The sequence below is a fragment of the Nocardia sp. NPDC006630 genome, assembly GCF_040611495.1.
Taxonomy (GTDB): domain Bacteria; phylum Actinomycetota; class Actinomycetes; order Mycobacteriales; family Mycobacteriaceae; genus Nocardia.
In genome coordinates, this window is sequence record NZ_JBEXOK010000015.1 from 133,070 (window position 1) to 158,134 (window position 25,065).

At 67.1% G+C, this 25,065-nt stretch carries 23 protein-coding genes; 11 read left to right on the forward strand and 12 right to left on the reverse strand.

The window, feature by feature from the left end; genetic code table 11:
* Positions 1-140: 140 nt before the first annotated feature.
* The 4 genes from cysS to ABZX86_RS36020 all read right to left on the reverse strand — a co-directional run bounded on the left by cysS (position 141) and on the right by ABZX86_RS36020 (position 3,339).
* The gene (gene cysS / locus ABZX86_RS36005) at positions 141-1,541 is read right to left on the reverse strand and encodes a cysteine--tRNA ligase (RefSeq protein WP_355130228.1); all 1,401 of its coding nucleotides are present in this window, start codon (positions 1,539-1,541) and stop codon (positions 141-143) included.
* Positions 1,542-1,625: 84 nt separating this feature from the next.
* Positions 1,626-2,093: a 2-C-methyl-D-erythritol 2,4-cyclodiphosphate synthase gene (ispF, locus tag ABZX86_RS36010; RefSeq protein ID WP_355130280.1), complete on the reverse strand. Its 468-nt coding sequence runs from the start codon at positions 2,091-2,093 to the stop codon at positions 1,626-1,628.
* Between the two features lie 14 nt (positions 2,094-2,107).
* The gene (ispD, locus tag ABZX86_RS36015; RefSeq protein ID WP_355130282.1) at positions 2,108-2,839 is read right to left on the reverse strand and encodes a 2-C-methyl-D-erythritol 4-phosphate cytidylyltransferase; all 732 of its coding nucleotides are present in this window, start codon (positions 2,837-2,839) and stop codon (positions 2,108-2,110) included.
* An 11-nt stretch (positions 2,840-2,850) separates the two neighbouring features.
* Positions 2,851-3,339: a CarD family transcriptional regulator gene (locus ABZX86_RS36020; protein ID WP_297607767.1), complete on the reverse strand. Its 489-nt coding sequence runs from the start codon at positions 3,337-3,339 to the stop codon at positions 2,851-2,853.
* 304 nt (positions 3,340-3,643) lie between these two features.
* On the opposite strand from ABZX86_RS36020, the gene ABZX86_RS36025 reads away from it, so the two are divergent.
* Positions 3,644-4,267: a hypothetical protein gene (locus tag ABZX86_RS36025; RefSeq protein WP_355130230.1), complete on the forward strand. Its 624-nt coding sequence runs from the start codon at positions 3,644-3,646 to the stop codon at positions 4,265-4,267.
* 329 nt (positions 4,268-4,596) lie between these two features.
* Complete coding sequence (gene radA, locus ABZX86_RS36030) at positions 4,597-5,997, forward strand: DNA repair protein RadA (protein WP_355130232.1); 1,401 nt, start codon at positions 4,597-4,599, stop codon at positions 5,995-5,997.
* Positions 5,998-6,201: 204 nt separating this feature from the next.
* Here the strand turns inward: radA and ABZX86_RS36035 are convergent, their stop codons facing one another.
* Together ABZX86_RS36035 and ABZX86_RS36040 are read right to left on the reverse strand one after the other, a co-directional pair.
* Positions 6,202-6,882 carry a hypothetical protein gene (locus ABZX86_RS36035; RefSeq protein ID WP_355130234.1) on the reverse strand — a complete coding sequence of 227 codons (681 nt, stop codon included), beginning with the start codon at positions 6,880-6,882 and terminating at the stop codon, positions 6,202-6,204.
* Positions 6,883-7,077: 195 nt separating this feature from the next.
* Positions 7,078-7,701: a carbonic anhydrase gene (locus ABZX86_RS36040; RefSeq protein WP_327143374.1), complete on the reverse strand. Its 624-nt coding sequence runs from the start codon at positions 7,699-7,701 to the stop codon at positions 7,078-7,080.
* 119 nt (positions 7,702-7,820) lie between these two features.
* Between ABZX86_RS36040 and ABZX86_RS36045 the strand changes: the two genes are divergently transcribed.
* On the forward strand, positions 7,821-8,684 hold the full coding sequence (locus tag ABZX86_RS36045) for an A/G-specific adenine glycosylase (protein WP_355130236.1): 864 nt from the start codon (positions 7,821-7,823) through the stop codon (positions 8,682-8,684).
* Between the two features lie 100 nt (positions 8,685-8,784).
* Here ABZX86_RS36045 and ABZX86_RS36050 read toward each other — a convergent pair whose 3' ends face one another.
* The 5 genes from ABZX86_RS36050 to kstR form a co-directional block, all read right to left on the reverse strand.
* On the reverse strand, positions 8,785-9,663 hold the full coding sequence (locus tag ABZX86_RS36050) for a metal ABC transporter permease (protein ID WP_355130238.1): 879 nt from the start codon (positions 9,661-9,663) through the stop codon (positions 8,785-8,787).
* Positions 9,660-10,526, reverse strand: coding sequence for an ATP-binding cassette domain-containing protein (locus tag ABZX86_RS36055; protein WP_355130284.1), 867 nt, complete (start codon positions 10,524-10,526; stop codon positions 9,660-9,662). Before ABZX86_RS36055 ends, ABZX86_RS36050 begins: the two co-directional genes overlap by 4 nt.
* A gap of 365 nt (positions 10,527-10,891) precedes the next feature.
* Positions 10,892-11,830: a zinc ABC transporter substrate-binding protein gene (locus tag ABZX86_RS36060; protein WP_355130240.1), complete on the reverse strand. Its 939-nt coding sequence runs from the start codon at positions 11,828-11,830 to the stop codon at positions 10,892-10,894.
* Positions 11,831-12,102: 272 nt separating this feature from the next.
* Entirely contained in the window at positions 12,103-14,694 is a 2,592-nt protein-coding gene (gene otsB, locus ABZX86_RS36065; RefSeq protein ID WP_355130242.1) for a trehalose-phosphatase, read from the reverse strand.
* Between the two features lie 269 nt (positions 14,695-14,963).
* Entirely contained in the window at positions 14,964-15,617 is a 654-nt protein-coding gene (gene kstR / locus ABZX86_RS36070; RefSeq protein ID WP_297607791.1) for a cholesterol catabolism transcriptional regulator KstR, read from the reverse strand.
* 160 nt (positions 15,618-15,777) lie between these two features.
* Here kstR and ABZX86_RS36075 point away from each other — a divergent pair, with 160 nt between their 5' ends.
* From ABZX86_RS36075 to ABZX86_RS36100, 6 genes are read left to right on the forward strand one after another with little or no spacing between them, the layout of a single operon-like run.
* Positions 15,778-17,943, forward strand: a complete 2,166-nt coding sequence (locus tag ABZX86_RS36075; RefSeq protein ID WP_355130244.1) for an acyl-CoA dehydrogenase — start codon at positions 15,778-15,780, stop codon at positions 17,941-17,943.
* Between the two features lie 26 nt (positions 17,944-17,969).
* Positions 17,970-19,037: an acyl-CoA dehydrogenase family protein gene (locus ABZX86_RS36080; RefSeq protein ID WP_355130246.1), complete on the forward strand. Its 1,068-nt coding sequence runs from the start codon at positions 17,970-17,972 to the stop codon at positions 19,035-19,037.
* Positions 19,022-20,191, forward strand: coding sequence for an acyl-CoA dehydrogenase family protein (locus ABZX86_RS36085; protein WP_355130248.1), 1,170 nt, complete (start codon positions 19,022-19,024; stop codon positions 20,189-20,191). Before ABZX86_RS36080 ends, ABZX86_RS36085 begins: the two co-directional genes overlap by 16 nt.
* Positions 20,192-20,207: 16 nt before the next feature.
* Entirely contained in the window at positions 20,208-21,158 is a 951-nt protein-coding gene (locus ABZX86_RS36090; protein WP_355130250.1) for an OB-fold domain-containing protein, read from the forward strand.
* Complete coding sequence (locus ABZX86_RS36095) at positions 21,155-21,565, forward strand: MaoC family dehydratase (protein WP_355130252.1); 411 nt, start codon at positions 21,155-21,157, stop codon at positions 21,563-21,565. The genes ABZX86_RS36090 and ABZX86_RS36095 overlap by 4 nt, the downstream gene beginning before the upstream one ends.
* Complete coding sequence (locus tag ABZX86_RS36100) at positions 21,562-22,734, forward strand: lipid-transfer protein (RefSeq protein WP_355130254.1); 1,173 nt, start codon at positions 21,562-21,564, stop codon at positions 22,732-22,734. Before ABZX86_RS36095 ends, ABZX86_RS36100 begins: the two co-directional genes overlap by 4 nt.
* 80 nt (positions 22,735-22,814) lie before the next feature.
* Here ABZX86_RS36100 and ABZX86_RS36105 read toward each other — a convergent pair whose 3' ends face one another.
* Positions 22,815-23,021 (reverse strand): hypothetical protein, encoded by a 207-nt coding sequence (locus ABZX86_RS36105; RefSeq protein ID WP_327143385.1) that lies wholly within the window; start codon positions 23,019-23,021, stop codon positions 22,815-22,817.
* 71 nt (positions 23,022-23,092) lie between these two features.
* On the opposite strand from ABZX86_RS36105, the gene ABZX86_RS36110 reads away from it, so the two are divergent.
* Together ABZX86_RS36110 and ABZX86_RS36115 are read left to right on the forward strand one after the other, a co-directional pair.
* On the forward strand, positions 23,093-23,656 hold the full coding sequence (locus ABZX86_RS36110) for a TetR/AcrR family transcriptional regulator (protein ID WP_355130256.1): 564 nt from the start codon (positions 23,093-23,095) through the stop codon (positions 23,654-23,656).
* Positions 23,657-23,736: 80 nt separating this feature from the next.
* Positions 23,737-24,768 (forward strand): medium chain dehydrogenase/reductase family protein, encoded by a 1,032-nt coding sequence (locus ABZX86_RS36115; RefSeq protein WP_355130258.1) that lies wholly within the window; start codon positions 23,737-23,739, stop codon positions 24,766-24,768.
* The last annotated feature ends 297 nt before the right edge of the window (positions 24,769-25,065 follow it).

The following is a 25,065-nucleotide window of genomic DNA, read 5'->3' on the forward strand; positions in this document are numbered from 1 at the left end:
CGAACGGCTGCGCCCAAATATCTGTGCCGCCCGAAGGCGGCGCTTGGCTGCCCGAGGGCAGTGTGCGACCCGGCGTCAGCCGTGTCATGTCTCGCCTCGAGTATCTCGAGACCCTGTTCCGCCGGAGGACCCGGCCGAACTCAGCGCTCTTCCTTGGTCAGTGACCACTCCGGGCCGCGGGGGGTGTCGGTGACCTCTACCCCCGCCGCCTTCAGGCGATCGCGGACCGCATCGGCCGCCGCCCAGTCCTTATCGGCCCGAGCCTGCTGCCGCCGCTCCAGTTCCGCGCCGATCAGCACATCCAGCGCCGCCACGGCGGTGGACGAATCGGCGGGCGCGGCCCAGTGCGGATCCAGCGGGTCCACTCCGAGAATTCCCAGCATGGTCCGGATCTGCCCGGCCAGCACGCGCGCGGTGTCCAGATCGCCGGCCTCGACGGCCTTGTTGCCCTCGTGCACCAGCCGGTGAATTTCGGCGAGCGCCTTGGGAACTCCGAGATCGTCGTTCAACGCGTCGGCGAAGGCCTCGGTCCAGGTCCCCGGGAGAATATCCCCGGTGCGCTCGGCCACCCGCTGGATGAACGCCTCGATCCGCTGATAGGCGGACGCGGCCTCGGTGAGCGCGTGGTCGGAGTACTCGAGCATGGAGCGATAGCTCACGCTGCCCAGGTAGTAGCGCAGTTCGACGGGCCGAACACCCACCCGCTGCAGCACATTCGGAATGGACAGCACATTGCCCAGCGATTTGGACATCTTCTCGCCGCCCATGGTCACCCAGCCGTTGTGCAGCCAGTAGCGGGCGAACCCGTCCCCGGCCGCCCGCGACTGCGCGATCTCGTTCTCATGGTGCGGGAAGATCAAATCCATTCCGCCGCAATGGATATCGAATTCGGCCCCGAGGTAGTACTCGGCCATGGCGGAGCATTCCAGATGCCAGCCCGGGCGACCCGGACCCCACGGCGACGGCCAGCTCGGCTCACCGGGCTTGGCGGCCTTCCACAGCGTGAAATCGCGCGGATCCTTCTTGCCCTGCCCGAGGCTCTCGCCCTGGTGCACATCGTCGAGCCGATGCCCGGAAAGCTTGCCGTAGTCCGGGAAGCTCACCACGTCGAAATAGACATTGCCCTCGGACGGGTACGCGTGCCCGCGCTCGATGAGCCGCTCCATCATGCACACCATCTGGGTGATGTGGCCGGTTGCCCGCGGTTCCGCGGACGGCGGCAGCACCCCGAGCGTGTCGTACGCGCGATCGAAGGCCCGCTCGTGCGTGGCGGCCCACTCCCACCACGGGCGGCCGTGCTCGGCGGCCTTGTTCAGAATCTTGTCGTCGATATCGGTGACGTTCCGGACGAATGCCACATCGGAACCATTGGCGCTCAACCAGCGTCGCAGCACGTCGAAGGCGACGCCGCTGCGCACATGTCCGATATGGGGTTCGCCCTGCACGGTGGCGCCGCACAGGTACACCGAAGCGTGGCCGGGGACCAGCGGAATGAAATCACGCAGGGTCCGCGTCTCGGTGTCGAACAGGCGCAGAGTCACGACCAGGCATCCTAGCTGTTGAGATATGGCGGAAGACGGGCGGATACGGCATAGGTCAGCCGCGAAGGGAATTGCGGAGGCGGTTCAGGACCGACAACACAGCAGAGCGGTGGCGACCGACGCCACGCCTTCACCACGGCCGGTGAGTCCCAGACCGTCGGTGGTGGTGCCGGAGACCGACACCGGTGCACCCAGAATCTCGCCCAGCACCTGTTGCGCCTCGGCGCGCCGCGGACCGATCTTGGGCCGATTGCCAATTACTTGTACAGCCGCATTGACAATTGTGAAGCCGGACTCATCCAGCAGCCGCCGCACTTCCTTCAGCATGGCCGCGCCGGACACGCCCTCCCATTCGGGACGACCGGTGCCGAACACCGCGCCGACATCGCCGAGACCGGCGGCCGACAACAGCGCATCGCATAGGGCGTGAGCAGCGACATCGCCATCGGAATGGCCCTCGCAACCACTGTCGTCGTCGAACAGCAGACCGGCCATCCAGCAGGCCCGGCCGGGCGCGATCGGGTGCACATCACTGCCGATTCCGACGCGCATGGCGGTGGGGTCGATCATGAGTTCGCCACCGCCTCCCGGTCCTGGTCACGCTTTACGGGGACAGCAGTCCCGCCCTGTGCCACCAGTGTATTAGCGAGTACCAGGTCCAAGGGCGTGGTGATCTTGAAAGCCAGCGCATCACCCGGCACCGTGCGCACGACGGCGCCCAGAAGTTCCACCAGGCCCGCATCATCGGTCGCCTGGGTGGTGGTCGCATAGGCCGCGCGCAAAAGCTGCGCATCGAAGCCCTGCGGAGTTTGTATGGCGCGCAAGGTGGATCGATCGGGCGTTCCGGTGACCGCACCCGTGGCATCCACGGATTTGATGGTGTCGGTGACCGGTAGCGCGGGCACCACGGCCGGCGCGCCCGTACGCAGTTCGGCGACCACCCGCGCGATGAGCGCGGGCGGCGTGAGCGCGCGAGCCGCATCATGAACGAGCACCAGGGTGGCGTCCGGCGCGGCATCGAGACCGGCCCGGACCGAATCGGTGCGCTCGGCGCCGCCGGGCACCACATGAATCGGAATTTCGCTGACCGGCAGTAGTGCACGGGTCTCGTCGACGAGTTCGGCGGGCACCATCACCACCACCTCGTCGACGGACCCGGAGGCGATCAGCCCCTGTAGCGCGAGTGCGAGCATGGGACTGCCGCCGACCGGAACGAATGCCTTCGGTGTGGATTCACCGAGGCGCACGCCCATGCCAGCGGCAGGAACCAGCGCAACAACACGACTATCGCCGTGCAATGCGTTCACGTTCAGGAGGCCGCGGCGAGAACCTCGTCGAGCAAAGTGTCGGCCCGCTCGGCGTCAGTACCCTCGGCGAGCGCGAGCTCACCGACGAGAATCTGCCGGGCCTTGGCCAGCATTCGCTTCTCACCAGCGGAGAGACCACGATCCTGCTCACGACGCCAGAGGTCACGAACGACCTCGGCCACCTTGTTCACATCGCCGGAGGCGAGCTTCTCGAGGTTGGCCTTGTAGCGGCGAGACCAGTTGGTGGGCTCTTCGGTGTGCGGTGCACGCAGCACCTGGAAAACCTTGTCGAGGCCTTCCTGGCCGACGACGTCGCGGACGCCGACATACTCTGCGTTCTCAGCGGGAACCCGAACGGTCAGGTCGCCTTGAGCGACCTTCAGGACCAGATACTCCTTTTGTACACCCTTGATGGTGCGAGTTTCGATAGCTTCGATCAACGCCGCTCCGTGGTGGGGGTAAACGACGGTGTCTCCGACCTTAAAAATCATCTGTCCCGTGCCCCTTTCGATGTTCACAGTTTAACATGCGACTCGGTAACGGCGCGATCAACGGCGCAGGTCAGGGCCACAACGAGCCAGCGGTGGGGGTTGACAACCGCAGAATCGTGTGCATCCTGTTGTGGCATAAGGGGATACCGCTCGGCGGTATCGGAAGACATATGCGTTGCCGCTCTCCGCATACGCGACTTTCCGTATACGCCGCCCCCTCGAGAGGCGTGGGAACGCACGCATTACTCTCGTTGACTACTACTCTGCATAGTGGAGTGAGCCCGGTCGACATGGAGGACAACCCGTGACTGCCCAGAAAGCCACCACAGCGTCGAAGGCGCGCCGGCGTGCCTTGACAGTTGCTGCACTCGCTGCGGGCGCGGTGCTCGCGCTGACGGGTTGCAGTGCCGGTCAGCTCGCGCAGACCTCGCGCGAGGTCGCGGCGGTCAATGGCAACAGCGCCGATGTCGGCAAGATCGCCCTGCGTGACGTGCGATTCCTGCTGCCGCAGTCGGAGGAGTACAACAACGCCAAGGGCGGCAAGGCCGTACTGGCCTTCAGTGCCGCCAACCTCGCCCAGGCCGCGCCGGACGAGCTGGTCAGCGTCACCACCGACTTCGGTACGGCGAAGATCAACGGCAAGGCCGATATCAAGGCCCAGGGCACCCTGGTCGCGGACTTCAGCAAGCCGGCCGCCACCACGACGCCCGCCGCGGCGCCTGCCGGTGACAAGCCCGCCGATCCGGATGCGCACCCGCTGCTCATCGAGGTCGACGGTCTGACCAAGGACATCACCCCGGGCCTCACCTACCCGGTCACCTTCATCTTCAAAGAGGGCGGCACCGTCGCGCTGAACGTCCCGGTCGACGCCGGCGCGAACAACCCGCGCTCCGAGCCCGTTTCGGCCGAGACCAAGTCCGGCCACTGAACTCGGCTCGAATTCGGCACCAGCGCCCTCGAATTCGGCACTGAGCCGATTGCATTCGGGCCTTGCGCCCGAATCGAATTCGCTTCCACCGCACCCGCTTCGGACTTCCGAGGCGGGTGCGGTCGTTTGCGCGCAAGAGCCGATGTCGTCGCGGGCAGAGCCGCCATGGATTGCCCGGCCTGCTGCCACGCTGTTGCCGGGCCGGTATCGCACGGTGCTGCCAGCCCGTATGCAAGCCGGGCGTGTCGTCGGGGAATGGGCGGCGAATCGGCGGTGATCGCCCGGTGCGGTGCGAGTTGTCTGTCGGAGTCCGTCATTAGGCTGCCCGCGTGGCCAAGGTGAAATCGCTGTACCGCTGTGCTGATTGCGCGAACGAGGTCGCCAAATGGGTGGGTCGGTGCCCGGCGTGCGAGGCGTGGGGCACCCTCGAGGAGGTTGCCGCCTCCTCCGCCGCGGTGGCGGTCGGGCGCCGGGCCATGCTGCCGAGTACGGCGGCCGCGCCCATTTCGAGTATCGATTCCAAGACCACGCAGGCGCGGTCCACCGGGGTTTCCGAATTGGACCGGGTGCTGGGCGGCGGGATCGTGCCCGGTTCGGTGGTGCTGATCTCGGGTGAGCCCGGGGTCGGCAAGTCGACGCTGCTGCTCGAGGTCTCGCACCGGTGGGCGCGAGCCCGCGATGAGATCGCGCTGTACGTGACGGCCGAGGAGTCGGCGGGTCAGGTGCGCCTGCGCGCGGACCGGACCGGCGCGGTGCACGAAAAGGTGTACCTCGCGGCCGAATCCGATCTGGCGACGATTCTCGGGCATGTCGAGCAGGTGCGGCCGACGCTGCTGGTGGTCGACTCGGTGCAGACCATGCTGGCCGGTGATGTCGACGGTGTGATCGGCGGTGTCACCCAGGTGCGGTCGGTGACGGCGGCGCTCACCTCGCTGGCCAAGTCCACGGGTATCGCGGTGCTGCTGGTCGGCCATGTGACCAAGGACGGCTCGGTCGCCGGCCCGCGCACGCTGGAGCATCTGGTGGACGTGGTGCTGCAGTTCGAGGGCGACAAACACTCCACGCTGCGCATGGTGCGCGGCATCAAGAATCGTTTCGGCAGCACCGACGAGGTGGGCTGCTTCGAGATGCGCGAGGCCGGAATCGCCTGTGTGGACGATCCTTCCGGGCTGTTCCTGCACCATCGCGGGGAGGCGGTGTCCGGTACCGCCGTCACCGTGGCCATGGACGGTAAGCGGCCCATGCTGGGCGAGGTACAGGGCCTCACCGTGGACACCTCGGTGCCCGCGCCCCGCCGCGCGGTGAGCGGGCTCGACTACAACCGCGTCTCCATGGTGCTGGCGGTGCTGCAGAGCCGCTGCGGCGTCTACGTCGGCAAGCAGGATGTGTACGCCGCCACCGTCGGCGGTATGCGGCTCACCGAACCCGCCGCGGATCTGGCTGTCGCCCTTGCCATTGCGAGCGCCAGTCAGGATCGTGCGCTGCGCAGCGGCATGATCGTGCTCGGTGAGGTCGGTCTCGCCGGTGAGGTGCGCCAGGTGACGGGCCTGACACGGCGGCTGGCGGAGGCCGAGCGGCTGGGTTTCACCGAGGCGCTGGTCCCGGCCGGGGTCGATCGGGTGGGCCGCACCATGAAGCTGCACGAGGTCGCCGATCTCAGTGCGGCCCTTGCCGTCTGCGGGCTGCGCGGCCCGCGCCGTGCCAAGGCGAAGGCCGATATCGAGGATTAGACGCGATTTGCGCGCGCGGGGGTTCTGGAACCCGTTGTGCGCGTGTTCGGCCGTCACACGGGCTTCCAGGGGCCTGATCGGGCCGATCCGGGCGGATGACCGGAATGAATATCCAACGTGCACGCGGCTTTCGCGCCGCCGGGATTTCGACGGCGAAGGCCGGGCCCCGCGGGGACCCGGCCTTCATGCTGAAAAGCGCTGGAATCAGGCGATATTGAAAGGCTCGGGCGCACTGCGCACCGAACCGAGCTGAGCGACAACGGTGTAGGGGCCCGTGGGCACCGGTACGCGCTCGCCCGCGCAGCCGGGCTGCGAGGTGGATCCGGACCAGGTGACGGTGAACGCCGCCTGCTGGCCGGGGTTCAGGGTGCGCATATCGGGGGTGCCGTCCGGATAGCAGTCGGTGCTGGACCACAGGCGGCGCTGGCCGTCCAGTGATTGCACCGATACCAGCTGCAGCCCCGAACCCATATCGCGTTCGCAGGCGGCACTGGAGATATTGGTGATGACGATGCCGAAGACCGGTTGTTCGGTGGTCTTGTAGGTCGGCTGTCCGACATTCACCTTCACTGCGAGAGACTGGTCGGGGCACTGTCCGGCCGCGGCTACGGGCGCAGCGCTGCCGCTGACAGGTGCGCTGCCGCCGGCAGACGGCTTGGGCGCACCCGGATCGGGCGCGCTGGAGGAGGCTCCGGCGGCCTTGTTCGTCGACCCGGCGGCGGAGGTGGTGGCTTTGGCGTCCGATTTGTGGTCGTCACCGCCGCCGCGTATCAGCGCGACGGCCACCCAGAGCACCAGCAGGAGGGCGACCGCTATCGCGCCGATCGCTATCGCGCGACGGCGCCAGTAGATTTCCGGCGGCAGTGGTCCATTCGGTTCCAGCACGCTGACAACGGTAAGGGCACCGTCGGGTGCATCCCGCTCAGGGTCTCGGCGTGTCGGAGGTGAAACGACCTACGTGCCAGGTACATTTCGTCGCTTCCGGACACCGGTCGGCTCAATCCCCATCTGCCGGTTATTGTCTCGGCATCGGGGACCGAATCCCGCTATCTCTGGCAGATTCCGGAAGAATCGGAAGAATCAGACAACTTCGCCGATATTGCCGATCACCCGGTGCAGTTTGATCTGTCCCTCTGCGAGGTTGTAGGTGACGCAGGCAATGGCGCATTCGCCGGTGGCGACCCGCTGGGAAATGGTCATGGAGCGCTGCATGAGCAGGCGGGCGGTCTCCTCGACGTGCCGGGCCTCCAGCTCATCGACCGATTCCAGACCCTCGCGGCGGCCGATGAGGATCGACGGCATGACTCGCTCGACAACGCTGCGAATGAAGCCGCCGGGCACATTGCCGTGGTCGAGGGCGTCGATGGTGGCGCGCACGGCGCCGCAGGAGTCGTGTCCGAGGACCACGATGAGCGGCACATTCAGCACCTGCACGCCGTATTCGATGGAACCGAGCACCGAGGAGTCGATGACATGTCCGGCGGTGCGGACCACGAACATATCGCCGAGGCCCTGGTCGAAGATGATCTCGGCGGCCACGCGGGAGTCGCCGCAGCCGAACAGAACTGCCCCGGGCTGCTGCCCGCCGACGAGCTTCGCCCGGTCGACGGCACCTTGGCTAGGATGCTGCAACGTGCCGTTGACGAAGCGGTCATTGCCTTCACGCAGGGATTTCCAGGCACTGATCGGATTGTTGTGGGGCATGTGTCTCATTTTCCATGGGGGAGCGGTTACTGGCGAGTCCGAGACGTTACGGTCCGGCAACTACCCGCCGGCCATGACACCGCTGTACGAGTGAGCCGGCGGCGAAGAATCGAAGGACGATGGATAGCGACATTCTGATCGACTGGTACCGGGAGACCGCACGCGACCTCCCGTGGCGGCGCTCGGGCGTGACCGCCTGGCAGATCCTCATGAGCGAGATCATGCTGCAGCAGACCCCCGTGGTGCGGGTCGAGCCCATCTGGCGGGAATGGGTGGCGCGCTGGCCGGTGCCCTCGGCCATGGCCGCCGCACCGCAGGGCGAGGTGCTGCGCGCGTGGGGCAAGCTCGGCTATCCGCGCCGCGCGCTGCGGCTGCACGAATGCTCCCGGGTGCTCGCGGAGCAGCACGGTGACGAGGTGCCGGCCGATGTCGAGACGCTGCTGAGCCTGCCCGGAATCGGCGATTACACCGCCCGCGCGGTGGCCTGCTTCGCCTACGGTCAGCGAGTTCCGGTGGTGGACACCAATGTTCGCCGCGTGGTGGCCCGCGCGGTGCACGGCCGGGCCGAGGCGGGCAATCCCGCCTCTCGTGACCTGGGGGAAACCGAGGCGCTGCTGCCTGCGCACGTGGGCCGCGCGGCCGTCTTCTCCGCCGCGCTCATGGAACTCGGCGCGACCGTCTGCACCGCCCGCACCCCCGACTGCGCCCGCTGCCCGCTGCCCACCTGCGCGTGGGTCGCCGCGGGCCGCCCGGCCTCCGAGGTGGTGCGCCGCACCCAGAAGTACGAGGGCACCGATCGTCAGGCCCGCGGCCGCCTGCTCGACGTGCTGCGCGCCGCCACCGGCCCGGTCGAGCAGATCCGCCTGGACCTGGCCTGGACCCGCGATCCGGGCCAGCGCGCCCGCGCCCTGGACTCACTGCTGGTCGACGGGCTGATCGAGCAGACCGCCGACGGCCTCTTCGCCCTCGCCGGCGAAGGCTGATCGCCACGCACCTCCCGAGGCACGAGGGGTATCACCCCGGGAGGGTGCGACGGCAGGATCTACCGCCCCTCACGCGGCAGATCGCATCGAGAAAAAGCGGTCAGGCGGGGACGAGTTCGCGCCGGCGGTTGCGGGTGCGGGAACCGACGGCGCGGCAGATCAGGTAGATCGTGAACGAGATGGCGGTGACGAAGGTCGAGATCGGGACGCCGGGTGCGAGGGACAGCAGAATGCCGCCCACCGCGGAGGTTTCGGCGAAGACGATCGCGAGCACGGTGGCGCGGACCGGGCTGGCGGTGAGTTGCGCCGCCGCGGCGGCCGGGGTGATGAGCAGCGACAGCACCAGCAGGGCGCCGACGATCTGCACGCCGAATGCGGCGGTGATGCCCAGCAGCACCGCGAACACGATGGACAGCGCCCGCACCGGAACTCCGCGCGCGACAGCCACTTCCGGGTCGGAGCTGGCGAACAGCAGCGGGCGGTAGACGGCGGCCAGCACCAGCAGTACCCCGACGGTGCAGATGGACAGCAGCGTGAGGCCGTTGTCGCCGACGCTCACCACCTGTCCGGTGAGCAGTGAGAATTTGGAGCCCGCGCGTTCCGGGCCGAGCCACAGGAACAGCACGGACAGGCCGAGGCCGAAGGACAGCACCACGGCGATGACCGAATCACGTTCGCGGGCACGGGAACCCAGAATGCCGAACAGGACGGCCGCGACCACCGATCCGGCGATCGCGCCGACCCCGACGCCGACCCCGGCGAGCAGCGCCGCCGCCGCACCGGTGAGCGACAGTTCGCTGGTGCCGTGCACGGCGAAGGACATCTGGCGGCTGATGATGAGCGGCCCGATGGCTCCGGCGAGCAGGCCGAGCAGCGCCGCCGCCAGCACCGCCTGCTGGACGAAGTCGTAGGACATCAGATGTGCGGTGGTGGAGAAGTCGAACATTCCGGAGAAGACGCCGGAGAGTTTGTCGATCATGCGCGCACCTCGTCGTTCTCGGCGTGGCAGTGCTGTGCTCCGGCCTCACCGAGCGCGTCCATGGTGTCGCCGGTGCCGACGACCACCAGTCGCCCGCGCACCCGCAGCACGTCGACCTCGGTGCGGTACAGCTCGGAGAGCACCTCGGAGGTCATCACCTCGTCCGGCGTCCCGATTCGGAATTTGCCGTCGACCAGGTACAGCACCCGATCCACCAGTGGCAGAATCGGATTGATCTCATGGGTCACGAACAGCACCGCGGTGTCGTGCGTGCGCCGCCGCTTGTCGATGAGCTGCGATACCAGCCGCTGATTGGCGAGGTCCAGTGACAGCAGCGGTTCATCACACAGCAGCACCCGCGGATCCCCTGCCAGCGCCTGCGCGACCCGCAGCCGCTGCTGCTCCCCGCCGGAGAGCGCATCCAGCGGCGCATAGGCGTACTTCTCCGCCCCCACATCCGAAATGGCTTGTGCCACTTTCCGTTTCCGCTCCGCGCGCCCGCGCCACCCGAGCCCCCACCGATGCCCGTCCACTCCGAGCCCCACCAGATCGACACCGCGCAGCTGTGTCCCGGCATCCAGCGTCTTCTGCTGCGGCACGTACCCGATATCCGGATTCCCCACCCGCGCAGGCCCTCCCGCGATCTCCGCCGTCCCCTTGGACAGCGCGACCTGTCCCAGCAGCATCTTCAACAGCGAAGTCTTCCCCGACCCATTGGGTCCGAGCACCGCAATGAATTCCCCCGCCCCCACCTCGAGATCCAGCCCCGCCCACAATGTCCGATCCCCATAGGACAAACGCGCATCCGTCAGCCGCACAGCGGGAATCGCGCTCCGCACCCGTGCGCCCGAACTCGCGTCCAGCGCTTGCTCGACCGAGTCTTTCGCGTCGCCCACCGAGATGCTTGCGCTGTTCGAATCAGCAGGTGAAGTGTCCGCCCTGTTGGGCAAGGTGCTCATGCCGGCGGTGGACAGGTCGCTTCGAGCTGCGCCGTTCGACGGAGCGTCCAGGCCGGGACGCTCCTGTTCTGTTGCAGGGGTGCAGGTTTCGGTGATGTTGTTCATGGTGTGGCTCCCGGGGATGGTCGTGGTCCGGGGGGAGGGGGCTGACGCGCCGGTGACCCCGGGCGCGTTGTGTGCGCCCGGGGTGCGGGGGCCGGTCTGTTCGGCCGGCTCGGTCAGTGCGGCTCCCGCTGTTGTGGCGGTGGTGGGAGGCATTGTTGTCGGGCCTAGGCGAGTGCCGTGGCGAGGGATTGGGCGTTGCGGGTCATCCACTGGATGTAATCCAGGCCCTGGGGCAGGGTTTCGGTGACCTCGACGACCGGAAGGCCGGCCTTCTGCGCGGTGGCGCGCATATCCTTGGTGGTCTTGTCCTCGGTCTGGATGTTGTAGACGAGGGCACGAACCTGCTTGGAGCTCAACATGTCTCGTACGGCGGCGACATCGGCGGGGGAGGGGTCGGTGCCCTGCTCGATGGCCTCCTGGAAGGAGTGCGGGGTGCGGTCGTCGGCCTTGGCGTCGAGCAGCATGTAGTAGGCCAGCGGCTCGGTCTGCACCACCGGCTGACCGGGGTGATCGGCGGCGATCTCGGCGGTGATGGCCTCGATGCCGCTCAGCTTCGCGGTGAAGGCGGCGGCGCGATCGGTGTAGTCCTGCTTGTGCGCGGGATCGAGGTCGCCCAGCGACGTGGCAATGTGCTCCGCGATGTGACCGGCGGCGTGCACATCGTAGAAGACGTGCTCGTTTGTCCCCGAGTGATCGTGTGCGGCAGCCTCTTTGGCAGGTGTGGCCGATTCGCTCCCGTGTGCGCCCTCGCCGGCGATATCCACCGCGTTCACGGTGCGCTTGCTCTTACCGGCGATGGCCTTGTCGATGAAACTGTCGTAACCGCCGCCGTTGTAGACGATCAGATCCGCATCGCTGAGCTGTGCGCCCTGGACAGCGGTGACCTCGTACGAGTGCGGGTCGGCGGCCGGATCGTTGATCAGGGATTCCACCTTCACCTCCGGCCCGGCGACGGTCTTGGCGATATCGCCCCACACATTGGTGGAGGCCACGACGGAGAGCTGGCCGGAATCGTTCTTCGAAGATCCGCAGGCGGTCAGGGTGGCCACTGTGGCGAGCCCCGCGGCGATCACGGCGAATCCTTTTGCAAAGCTTCTGGTCACGCGGGAACTCCTGGAACGCTTATCCGAAACGAAAACGATTGCCATTAAAATGTAGCGCACCTGTCCAGCCCCATCCGCATTACGAGCAGCAAATGTGGCGCTGAACACGCGGGTGTGCGACGGAAATCCCCTGGAACAGCAAAGACCCCGCGAATGCTTTCGCGGGGTCGATGGTGACGACAGATTTCGTGAGGGCCGGGTAACTCGTCGGGTACGTCCAGAACCTGAGGACGCACCCGACCGCCGGCGCGCGAATGGGACTTTCGGGGCTCCTAGCCGTGCGCTGAAGTTCCGGAGAGGCGGGGGAGCACCGGCTGCGAGAGGAGTTGGGCGCAGCGCAGCAGGCCGAGGTGGCTGTAGGCCTGGGGATGGTTGCCGAGGGAGCGTTCGGCGACCGGGTCGTACTCCTCGGAGAGCAGGCCGGTCGGGCCCGCCACATCGACGAGTTGGGCGAAGAGCGCCTCGGCGTCCTCGCGCTTTCCGATGAGCAGGTAGGCCTCCACGAGCCAGGCGGCGCAGAGGTGGAAGCCGCCTTCCCCGCCGGGCAGACCGTCGTCGTGGTGGTAGCGGTACACCGTGGAGCCGCTGCGCAGTTCCGCCTCGGTGGCCACGACGGTGGCGGCGAAGCGCGGGTCGGAGGGGTCGATCAGACCGCTCAGCCCGATGTGCAGGGTGGCCGCGTCGAGGTCGGTGCCCTCGTAGGCGGCGGTGTAGGACTGGACCTCTTCGTTCCAGCCCTCGGCCTTCACCTCATCGGCGATGGTGTCGCGCAGCTTCTCCCATTCGGGGTCGGCGGTCCGGCCGAACTGGCGGGCGAGGGTGATCGCCCGGTCGGCGGTGAGCCAGCCCATGACCTTCGAGTACACGTGGTGCCGCGGGTTGCCGCGGATCTCCCAGATGCCGTGGTCGGGTTCGCGCCAGCGCCGCTGTACGGCCGAGACCATGGCGTGCACCAGATCCCAATCCGCGTCCGGCAGCGCCTTTTTCGGGTCGCTGATGCCCTTGTGCTCACGCGCGTGGGCGAGCTGCGAGATGAGGTCCACGATCGGCCCGAACACGTCGAGCTGGACCTGCATGTTCGCCGCGTTGCCGACGCGCACCGGCCGTGACCCGGCATAGCCGGGCAGCTGGTCGATGACGGCCTCGGGCGGCAGCGTCTCGCCGTAGAGCGTGTACAGCGGGTGCAAACGCTCGGGTCCGGGCAGCGTCTCGAGCACCCGGTGCACCCAGTCCAGCAGCTCCTCGGCCTCGCCGACGGAGCCCAGCGAGACCAGTGCGGCGGCGGTGAGCGAGGCGTCGCGCAGCCAGCAGTAGCGGTAGTCCCAGTTGCGCACGCCACCAATGTCTTCCGGCAGCGAGGTGGTGGCGGCGGCCAGGATGGAACCGGAAGGCGCGTGCACCAACCCGCGCAGGGTGAGCGCGGACCGCTTCATGAGATCGGGCTTGAGCGGCGGAAGCTCCAGTGTGGCAGCCCAATCCGACCAATACCGTTCGGCTTCCCGGCGCCGGTCGATCTCGGAGGTCATGCACGGTGCGAGATCGGAGGTGCCGCAGCGCATTTCCAGCACGACCGGCCCCTGGCGCGGGTCCACGGTGGCGCGGGCGGTGTGGTGATTGCCCTCGTCGATGATCTCCCAGTCCACGCCCGGGGAGCGCAGCACGAGTGGATCATTGGTGCCCTGCACCCGCAGTCCGGCGGGATCGCGCACGATGCGCACCGGCACCTGCCCGAATTCCGGTCGCGGTGCGAAGGTGATGACGGCCTTGGTGTCGCCGGTGATGACGCGGGTGAGATCGGTGCGCTCGGGCACCACGTCATGCGGCAGATAATCGACGACCTGCAAACTGGCCCACCGGGTTTCGACGGTCATGGTGCCGTCTTTGTAGCGCTGGGACAGCGGCAGTCCGGCGCGCTCCGGATGAATGGCGAAGTGTCCGGCGCCCGGCCCGCCGAGCAGGTGCGCGAACACCGCCGCCGAATCCGGTTCCGGGTGGCACAGCCAGGTGATGGTGCCGTCGGGGGTGACCAGAGCCTTGGATCGCGGGCTGGCCAGCATCGTCAGCCGCTCGATGCGGGGTGCCGAGGCGCCCGCCAGCCAGGTGCGGCGTTCCTCCAGGATGAAGGCCAGCGCCTTGGACACGTCCTCGGTGCTGTCCACCCGGAATTTGGCGAGACTCTCGCCGGGGCCGACCTTGATGCCGACATCGGGTCCGGAGAGACGGGTGAACGCCTTCTCATCGGTGACGTCGTCGCCGATGAAGACGGCGGCCGAGGCGCCCTGCTGATGCCGGACGATGTCCAGCGCAGCACCCTTGTCGGTTTCGACGACCGCGAGCTCGATGACTTCCTTGCCCTCGGTGGTCTGCACGCCGACCCAGCTGGCCGGACCCTGACGCACCTGAACCACTGCGCGACGGCCGATTTCGGGGCTGGCATTGCGGACGTGCAGGGCAACGCTGGCCGGTTTGATCTCGACGGTCGCGCCGGGATTGTCCTGCGCGATCTGGGTCAGCGTCGACTGCACTTCCTGCAGTAGCTGTTTGGCGTCATTGTCGATGGCATGCACGAAGCCGACGTCGAATTCGGAACCGTGGCTGCCGATCAGCTGCACCTCGACGGGTAAACGGGACAGTGCCGCGAGATCACGCAGGGCACGCCCGGAGATCACTGCGGCGGTGGTACCGGTGAGTCCGGCGAGTGCGCGCAGCGCATTCACCGACTCCCTATGGGGATAGGCCTTCGCGGGGTCGTCGACGATGGGCGCGATCGTCCCGTCGTAGTCCGAAGCGACCAGCAGCCGTGGCACTCGGGCGACAGCCGCCAACGCACGGCGAAGTTCCAGTGGCAAATCCTGTGCGCTCACGCATCCAACCTAGTGATCGGAGGAGATTTTTCAGGGCGTGCGTGACTCTACTGGGTGTTCATTGCCTGCTCGTTCTGACGGTGATACATAGCGTTTACAAGACACTTCCCTGCGGTTCACATAATGTCCGATTTCCGCTCGCGCAGTGCACGTTTCGGGGGCTTGACCAGTGACGTTCCACAATCACGAAAAAGGGCCGCCCAGTCCTTTCGGACGGGGCGGCCCCGGTGTCATTCGTGCGAATGCCTAGATTGCGTTCGCCTCGGCGCTCAGGACTTCTCGCCGCCGATGAGCAGATCGACGGTGAGCTCCAGGCGCTCGGTCACATCGGTCGCGGACGCGCGGCGGGTGAGCCAGGCCACCAGATTGGACAGCCACACATCGCTGATGACGCGGGCGATGGCGAGCTGGCGCTCATCGGGCACCTCATCGGAGAGGGCGCGGGCGAAGAAGCGGTCCATCACCTTGCCGACGCGATCGACCTCGGCGGCCGCGGAGGCGTCGGCGAACATGAACGCTCGCGTCATGGCCTCGGTGAGCAGCGGGTCGCGCTGCATGGCCCGGGTGATCTGGGTCAGCATCAGGTGCATGCGCTCGCGGGGATCATTGCCGGGCAACGGTTTGCGACGGCCTTCGAGCTGCTCGAATTCGCGCGCGAGGGCCGAGACGAGCAGGTGCACCTTGGACGGGAAATACCGGTACAGGGTGCCGACGGCGACGTCGGCACGCTCGGCGACCGCACGCATCTGCACCGCGTCGTACCCGCCCTTGGAGGCGAGCGCGAGGGTGGCGTCGAGGATGCGTTTGCGCCGGTCGCGCTGCGCTGCCGAACTCAGGTCCTCCTCGCTGAGGGTGGTGACGGGCGCGGTGGTGCGCGCGCCGGCAACCCCATCGTCGGACTGCGATCGGGAGGGACTGGCCATCGGTTGAGAGTCCTTTCCTGCACGAATCGTTCGGTTCATCTCACCGGCGTCGACCGGCTACGAGTTCGTACCGCGTTCGGGCGGCGCTTGACTTACGCCCGGCTCGAACATTAGAACATGTTCTAGGAGTGGAAGTCACCCCAGAAAGGCGGTATGGAGTGTGACCATAGCCACCACTGACGAGCATAAAGCCGTCCAGGAGTCGATGCGCGGATGGGCAGCGGCAGTACGCCCAATTGCAACAATGCGTACCGGAGGGCCGGATTTCTGGCGCGAATACTGGTCGCGCCTCGCTGATCTCGGAATATTCCGGGTCGCGGTCCCGGAAGAAGCCGGCGGAGCGGGTTGTTCCGTCGGAGATCTGGCCGTTCTGGTGGAGCAGGCGGCGCATGATCTCGTGGGCGGACCCGTGCTCTCGACGGCGCTTGCCGGCCTCGTTGCCGGTGAGATGCTCGACGAGAATACGCCGTGCGGGATTGCGCTTGAGGGCGAAATCGAGATATCGATCGGCGAATCCGGGGCAATTCTGACCGGTGAGTGGGACTCGGTTCTCGGCGCCGCACCGGGCACCGCTGTTCTGGTACCGGTTCGCGCCGGAGAGCGCCTGCTGTGGTGCCTCGTCGACGCCGATGCGGCGGGCCTGCGGGTGGAGCCGCTGGACGCCATCGACAAGACGCTGCCGCTGGCCCGGGTGTCGTGCTCGGAGGTTGCTGTCGCGCCGGAGCATGTCTTCGAACCGGCGCTGCCGGTGCTCGATATCGCGGCGACGCTGATTGCCGCCGAGGCCGCCGGCATTGCCGGCTGGTGTTTGGAGACCGCCACCGAATACGCCAAGGTGCGTGAACAATTCGGGCGCAAGATCGGCGAATTCCAAGCGGTGAAACATATTTGCGCGTGGATGCTGTGCCGGGCCGAACAAATTCGCGCCGTGGCCGCCGATGCGGCCGCCGCGGTGGATGCCGAGACGGCCGAACTTCCGCTCTCCGCCGCAGTGGCACTGGCCATCTCGCTGGATGCCGCGGTGGAGAACGCCAAGGATTGCATTCAGGTGCTCGGTGGCATCGGTTTCACCTGGGAACACGATGCGCATCTGTATCTGCGCCGGGCTACCGCGCTGCGGCAGCTGCTGGGCGGTTCGGCACGCTGGCGGGCCCGGGTCACCGAGCTGACGCATGCGGGTGTGCGCCGCACCGTGGGCCTGGATCTGGCAGCCGCCTCCGGTGGCGAGGGCGGCGAACCCAATTGGGACGCTGTCGGTTTGGACGCCGCCGAAGCCGCCGTGCTGGCCGCCGATCTCACCACGATCGCGGCGCTTCCGGAGGCGGAGCAGCGTAATGCGCTGGCCGAGTCCGGATTGCTGGCCTCGCACTGGCCCGCGCCGTACGGGCGGGGCGCCGGTCCGATCCAGCGCACCTTCCTCGATGACCAGGTCCGCAAGGCCGGCATTACGCTGCCCGAGCTCGCGATTGCCAACTGGGCGATTCCGACTCTGCTGCAATGGGGTTCGCCCGAGCAGATCGAGCGCTACGCGCTGCCGACGCTGACCGGTGAGGTGCTCTGGTGCCAGCTCTTCTCGGAGCCGGAGGCCGGTTCCGATCTGGCGTCGCTGCGCACGGTGGCCGAGCGGGTCGAGGGCGGCTGGAAGCTGCGCGGTCAGAAGGTCTGGACCTCGCTGGCGGACAAGGCCACCTGGGGCATCTGCCTGGCGCGGACCGATCCGGCCGCGCCGAAGCACAAGGGCATCAGCTACTTCCTGGTCGATATGAAGAGCGCCGGTATCGATATCCGGCCGCTGGTGGAGATCACCGGTGAGGCGCGCTTCAACGAGGTCTTCCTGGACGATGTCTTCGTCCCGGACGACTGCCTGGTGGGTGCGCTGGAGAACGGGTGGAAGATCGCCCGCTCCACGCTCTCGGCGGAGCGGGTCGCCATGGGCGGCAAGGGCATCGGGGACGAGCTGGAGGCCTTGATCGCCGCCGCGCCGACCTCGGGTCCGGGCGCCGAATTGGTGGCGGACCGACTCGGAGGACTTGTCTCCGAATCCGTCGCTGGGACGTTGCTGGATGCCCGCGCTGCACAGAAACTGCTGTCCGGTGGAGACCCCGGTCCGCAAAGTAGCGTTCGCAAACTGGTCGGTGTCAGACACCGGCAGGCGGTCGCCGAATTTGCCGTGGAAGTGGCAGGCGCGGCGGGCGCGGTGGAAACCGATGTGGTGAAAGAATTCCTGCTCACACGCTGTTTATCCATTGCAGGCGGTACTGAGCAGATTCTGTTGACCGTCGCCGGTGAACGAATTCTCGGACTACCGCGCGAGTCGCACGGCTAGCCCACACCTCTACCGGGAGTATTGAATTGGACTTCACACGGGACGAGAGCCAGGATGCTGTCGCCGAGGTTGTTGTAAGTTTGCTAGAGCGTGAAAGCGCTCGTGATATCGCGCTGTGGCCGATCTTCGCCGGCAGTGGACTGCTCGCTGTGCCGCTACCGGAACGCTTCGGTGGTGACGATATGGGTCTGCTCGAGGTTTCGGCCATGCTGACCGAGCTCGCCACCGATGCGGTGCAGCTGCCGGCGCTGAGTACGCTCGCCTTCGGCGTACTGCCGCTGCTGGCGATCGGTGTTCCGGAAGCCGTGGCGGAGAAGGTGTTTCCCGCCGTGGCCAATGGCGCCGTGCTCACCGCGGCACTGCACGAGACCGGTTCGCCGTTCGTGGTGAAGCCGGAGACCGTGGCCGTACCCGACGGCGCGACGGTGCGTATCACCGGCCAGAAGGTGGCGGTGCCGTATGCCGACACCGCGCGCTGGATTCTGGTGCCCACCAATGCCGGCATCGCGCTGGTCGACAGTGATGCTCCGGGCATCACCCGCACCGCCAGCCCGAGTTCCGATGGCGTGCCGGAGTTTTCGCTCCGTCTCGACGAGGTGCAGATCCCGGCCGAGCAGCTGCTGCCCGGCGGGATCGCCGAACTGCACCGGTACGCGCTGGCCGGTATCGGCGCGGTCGCCGATGGTCTGCTGAAGGGTGTCATCACCCTGACCGCAGAGCATCTGCGCACGCGTCAGCAGTTCGGCCGGGCACTGGCCGAATTCCAGGCCGTCGCCCAGCAGATCGCCGATGTCTACGTGGTCTCGCGCACCCTGCACGCGGCCGCCGCCTCCGCCAATTGGGCGCTGGCGCAAGAGACCGACAGCGCTGAGCACCGCGAGCGCACCGACGACGATCTGGACGTGCTGGCTTACACGGTGGCCTCGGAACTACCCGCGGCCATGCAGACGTGTCATCACCTGCACGGCGGCCTGGGTGTCGATATCACCCATCCGCTGCACCGCTACTACTCACAGGCCAAGGACATCGCGCGCTGGCTGGGCGGCGAATCGTTCCGGCTGGACCGTTTGGGAGCCAGATGTTCATCGAACTGACCGCCGAGCAGCGGCAACTGCGGGACGAATTGCGTTCGTACTTCTCCACTCTCGTCACTCCCGCGGAGGAGGCCGAGATGCTGGTGAACCGGCACGGCGACGCCTACCGCACCGTGGTGAAGCGGATGGGCGCCGACGGCAAGCTGGGCGTCGGCTGGCCGAAGGAGTACGGCGGGCAGGGTTTCGGGCCGCTGGAACAGCAGATCTTCTACAACGAGGCGGTGCGTGCCGATGTGCCCGTGCCGCTGGTGACGCTGCTGACCGTCGGCCCGGCGCTGCAGACGTTCGGCTCCGAGGAGCAGAAGCAGAAGTTCCTGCCCGGAATCCTCACCGGCGACGTGCATTTCGCCATCGGCTACTCCGAGCCGGATGCGGGCACCGATCTGGCGGCCCTGCGCACCAGTGCGGTGAAGGATGCCAATGGCGACTGGATCGTCAACGGGCAGAAGATCTTCACCACCGGCGCGCACGAGGCCGACTTCATCTGGCTGGCCGTCCGCACCGGGACGGTGGAGTCGCGGCACCGCGGCATCACCATCCTGATCATGGACACCACCGATCCGGGTTACTCCTGGACGCCGATCATCACCGCCGACGGCGCGCACCACACCAATGCCACCTACTTCGACAATGTGCGCGTTCCCGCGAACATGATCGTCGGCGTGGAAAACGGTGGCTGGAAGCTCATTACGACCCAGCTCAATCACGAGCGGGTCGGCCTGGGCCCGTCCGGCAAGATCGAGCAGCTCTACGAGCGGACGCGCGAATGGGCGCAGAAGCAGGGTGCGCTGGGCGAGTCCGAGGTGCGGCGTTCGCTGGGCCGCCTGCATGCCATGGTGCGGCTCAACGAGCTGCTGAACTGGCAGGTGGCCTCCAATATGGAGCGCCCGGACGCCGATCCGGCCGATGTGATCGCCGATGCCTCGGCCACCAAGGTGTACTCCACCGAGGCGCTGCAGGAGGCCGGCCGCCTGGCCGAGGAGATCGTGGGCCGCTACGGCGATCCCGCGGATCCGGCCACCGCCGAACTGCTGGTCTGGCTGGACCGGCGCACCAAGCAGAACCTGGTGGTCACCTTCGGCGGCGGCGTCAACGAGGTCATGCGCGAGCTCATCGCCCAAATGGGTCTGCGGCTACCCCGCGTCCCGCGCTAGAAGAAGGAATTCGACAGTGACGCAAAGCTTCACGGCCGACGAGATCCGCGCGGCCGCCGAGAAGATCAAGGAAGCGGGGGAGTCGTCCCCGCGCCTGGCCCGCGATCCGGTCAACCAGGCCATGATCAACAACTGGGTCGAGGGGATCGGGGACACCAACCCCATCTACGTCGACGAGGCCGCGGCGCTGGCCGCCGGGCATCCCGGCATTGTCGCACCGCCCGCCATGGCGCAGGTGTGGACCATGCTGGGGCTCACCGGGGCTCGCCCCGACGACGACCCGATGACCGTCACCAATGAGCTGCTGGACGCCGCCGGGTACACCTCGGTGGTGGCCACCAACTGCGATCAGACCTACCACCGGTACCTGGAGGTAGGCGAGCACGTCAATGTGCGCAGTGCGCTGGAATCCATTGCGGGGCCGAAGCGTACGGGCCTGGGCGACGGCTGGTTCATCACCTACCGCACGAATTGGTACGTCGGCGACGAACTCGTCACCGAAATGCTGTTCCGCCTGCTGAAGTTCGTGCCGGGCACCGGCGCGGCTCCCAAGCCGGATCCGGCCGCCGAACTCGCCAAGCGGGTGCGGCCGGTGGTCTCGCATGACACCGAATTCTTCTGGGACGGAACGAAGCTCGGCGAGCTGCGCATCCAGCAGCGGCCCGACGGCACGCTGCAGCATCCGCCGGTTCCGGCGCTGTGGCAGGACAAGGCGAAGCAGACCGATTACGTGGTGGCCTCCGGGCGCGGCACGGTCTTCAGTTTTGTTGTGCACCATGCCCCGAAGGTGCCCGGCCGGGCGCTGCCGTTCGTGGTGGCGCTGGTCGAGCTGGAGGAGGGTGTGCGCATGCTCGGTGAGCTGCGCGGCATCGATCCGGCCGACGTTGTCATCGGCACACCGGTCGAGGTCGGCTTCGAGGCCGTCGACGACGACAACACCGTGCCCTACTGGAAGGCAGTGCTATGACCGACACCTTGGACGTGCAGGTCGGAACTGTCCTGCCGGAGTTGGTGATTCACGCCGACACCACCTTCGTGGTGAGTTCGGCGCTGGCCACCCGCGACTTCCAGGACGTGCACCACGATCCGGCCAAGGCGGTGGAGCGCGGCTCGAAGACCATCTTCGTCAATATCCTCACCGACACCGGTCTGGTGCAGCGCTTCGTCACCGATTGGGCGGGACCGGGCGCGCGGGTGAAGTCGATTTCGCTGCGTCTCGGGGTGCCGCTGTATGCCGGTGACACCCTCACCCTCTCCGGCACGGTGTCCGCCATCGCGGGTCCCGACATCTCCATCGATGTGGTCGGCGCCGACAGCCTCGGCAACCACATCACGGCGAAAGCCGTTCTCTCGCTTCAGGAGGCACGCGCGTGACCGGTTTGAGTGGCCGCGCCGCCATTGTGGGCATCGGCGCCACCGACTTCTCCAAGGATTCCGGTCGCAGTGAGCTGCGCCTGGCCGCCGAGGCGGTCACCGCCGCGCTCGCCGACGCCGGACTCACCCCCGCCGATGTGGACGGGCTGACGACCTTCACCATGGACACCAACACCCAGGCCGCCGTGGCCCGGGCCGCCGGTATTCCGAGCCTGAAGTTCTTCAGCAATATCCCGTTCGGCGGCGGCGCGGCGGCTGCCACCGTGCAGCAGGCCGCCATGGCGGTCGCCACTGGTGTGGCGGATGTTGTTGTCGCATACCGGGCTTTCAACGAGCGGTCCGGGCATCGCTTCGGTCAGTTCTCCACGCAGCTGGCGGGCAATGCCACGTCCTCCGGTGTGGACAATGCCTTCTCCTACACCCACGGCCTCGGCACCCCCGCGGCTCAGGTGGCCATGGTCGCGCGGCGCTATATGCACGTATACGGCGCTACCAGTGCGGATTTCGGCACCGTGGCGGTCACCGATCGCAAGCATGCCGCCGTTAATCCGAACGCGCACTTCTACGGTAAGCCGATCACGCTGGAGGAGCACCAGGCCTCCCGCTGGATCGCCGAACCGCTGCACCTGCTGGACTGCTGCCAGGAGACCGACGGCGGCGTGGCCATTGTGGTCACCAGCGCCGAGCGGGCCCGGGATCTGCCGAACAAGCCGGCCGTAATCGCCGGTGCGGCACAGGGTTCCGGTGCGGACCAGTACGTCATGACCAGCTACTACCGCGATGCCATGACGGGTCTGCCGGAGATGGGGCTGGTCGGCGATCAGCTCTGGGCGCAGAGCGGTTTGCGGCCGGAGGATATGCAGGCCGCGATCCTCTACGACCACTTCACCCCGTTCGTGCTCATGCAGCTGGAGGAACTGGGTTTCTGCGGTCGTGGTGAGGCCAAGGACTTCATCAAGGACGGCGCGCTCGAGCTGGGTGGCCGCCTGCCGCTGAATACGCACGGCGGGCAGCTCGGCGAGGCCTACATCCACGGTATGAACGGCATTGCCGAGGGTGTGCGGCAGATTCGCGGCACGTCGGTGAATCAGGTTGATGGCCTGCGCAATATCGTCGTCACCGCCGGAACCGGCGTTCCCACTTCGGGACTGGTCCTCACCGGCAGCTGACTCATCGCGCTATGACGACAATGCCTGAGCGAACCCGCTTCGCTCAGGCATTGTCGTATCCAGCTCAGGCATTGCCGTATCTATTTGCGGTGGAACAGCCGATATAGATTGAAGTCGTAGCCCCAGCCGTAGGACTTGGGTGTCAGGAACTTCGGCTCATCGGGATTCCACCACCGCGCCTTGACCTTCTCCACCGTCGGCCGCCGCCAATCGTAGGGAACGCCGAGGAACCTGCCCTGCGGTTCCGGCGGCGTGGATTTCTCTTCTGTGTGCTCCGGTCCGGTCATATCCCCAGGCTACGGCGATTCTCGCGCGGAGGGGTTGCGCCGCGCGAAAGGGTGAGTGTACGGTCACTCACATGGCAAAGCGCGGAGTCACCCTCTCCACCTCAGATGTACGGCGGGAAGCAGTTCTCGATGCGGCCATCGTGGAGTTCGCGCGGACCGGCTATCACGGCACGCCGATCAATACCGTGGCCACGGCCGCCGGGATTTCGACGGCCTATGTGTTCAAGCTGTTTCCGAGCAAGGTGGAGTTGTTCGTCGCCGCGCTCGATCGGTGCTTCGAATTGGTGGAGCAGTCGATGGCCACCGGGGCGGCCCGGGCGGCAGGCGGTGATCCGGAAGCCATTCTTTACGAAATGGGCGGCGCCTACGCCGAACTCATCTCGGACAAGAGCCTGCTCATGCTGCAGGTGCACGCGCAGTCCGCGACCGATATCGCGGAGATTGCCGAGGCGCTGCGGCGCGGGCTGGCCCGGGTGACGGACTATGCCAAGTCGCGTTCGGGTGCGCCGGATGTAGCGGTGCAGCGGTTCATCGCCTACGGGCAGCTGTGCCATCTGATCACCACGCTCGGGCTCGATGGGCGCGAGGGTGCGTGGGCTGAAATTCTCAATATCGGTATTCGGCATCCGGGCTGATTTTCTGAGCCCCTGACCGGGGCTTTTTATTTGACCAGCGGGTGACTGACCAGTCACTCACCGAAGGAAGAGGAAGAACAATGTCGATCACCGCAGTAGAAATCGTGCTTCCAGGGATCGTCGAGCCGGAGGAGCTGCTCACCACTCGCCGTGAGCTGCCGCCGCTGCGGGCCGGGCAGGCGCTCGTTCGCGTCGAGGCCAGCGGGGTCTCGTTCGCGGAGCAGCAGATGCGGCGGGGGAAGTACTACGACCAGCCCGCGTACCCGTTCGTGCCGGGCTACGACCTGGTGGGCACGGTCCTCGAGGTCGGTTCGGACGCCGATGCCGCGCTCGTGGGCCGCCGGGTCGCCGCGCTGACCAAGGTCGGCGGCTGGGCCAGCCATGTGGTGCTCGAGACCGCGGACCTGGTCGAGGTGCCCGCCGGCCTGGCCGCCGACGAGGCGGAGACCTTCGTGGTCAATGGCATCACCGCCTGGCAGATGCTGCACCGCTACGCGAAAGTCCGTGCGGGGCAGACCATTCTGGTGCACGGCGCGAACGGCGGCGTCGGATCGACGCTGGTGCAGCTGGCGCGAGCGGCCGGGGTCCGGGTGATCGGCACGGCCTCGGCGCGCAATGCAGAGGCCGTGACAGCGCTGGGCGCCGAGCCGGTCGACTACCGCGGCGATGTTCCCGCACAGGTCCGGGCGCTCGCCCCGGCCGGAGTGGATGCGGTATTCGATCACGTCGGCGGCCCCGGCATTGTCGATTCCTTCCGCCTGCTGGCCCCCGGCGGCACCCTGGTCGCCTACGGCAGCGCCTCCACCAAGGACGAATCCGGCAACTCCCGCCTACCGGTGCTCCAGCTCTTCGCCCGCCTGCTGCTGTGGAATGCCCTCCCCAACAACCGCCACGCCCACTTCTACAACATCTGGTCCGGCCTCCGCCGCCGCACCACCTTCCGCACCCGCCTGACCGAAGACCTCACCGCCGTCTTCGCCCTCGCCACCCAGGGCATCCTGCACCCCCAAATCGCCGCCCGCTTCCCCCTCTCCCAAGCCGCCCAAGCCCTGACCCTCGCCGAATCCCGCACCGTCACCGGCAAAGTCGTCCTCGTCCCCGACGAGCAGTAGTCATTCCCGCTCTCGTTCAATCGATTTCAGCCGCGGGGAAGAACCATGCTCGCCAAGCCTTACCGGTCCGCGCACTAGAGCCCGTCCCCGATGCCCACGACATCACCGCCCCACCCCTCGCTGCCGTCGAACTGCCTCGCCGAGTCCCCGGCGGCATCCACGGCTCCTGGATCGCAGACTGAATTCGCGCCCCGGGCAGGTCGGGAGTGTCGGGATAACGGCGGATCTTGATCTCGGTTCGATCGGCTGAACTTGAGGGTTCGGCAGGAAGGACCGACTGATGTCGGAGACACTCGA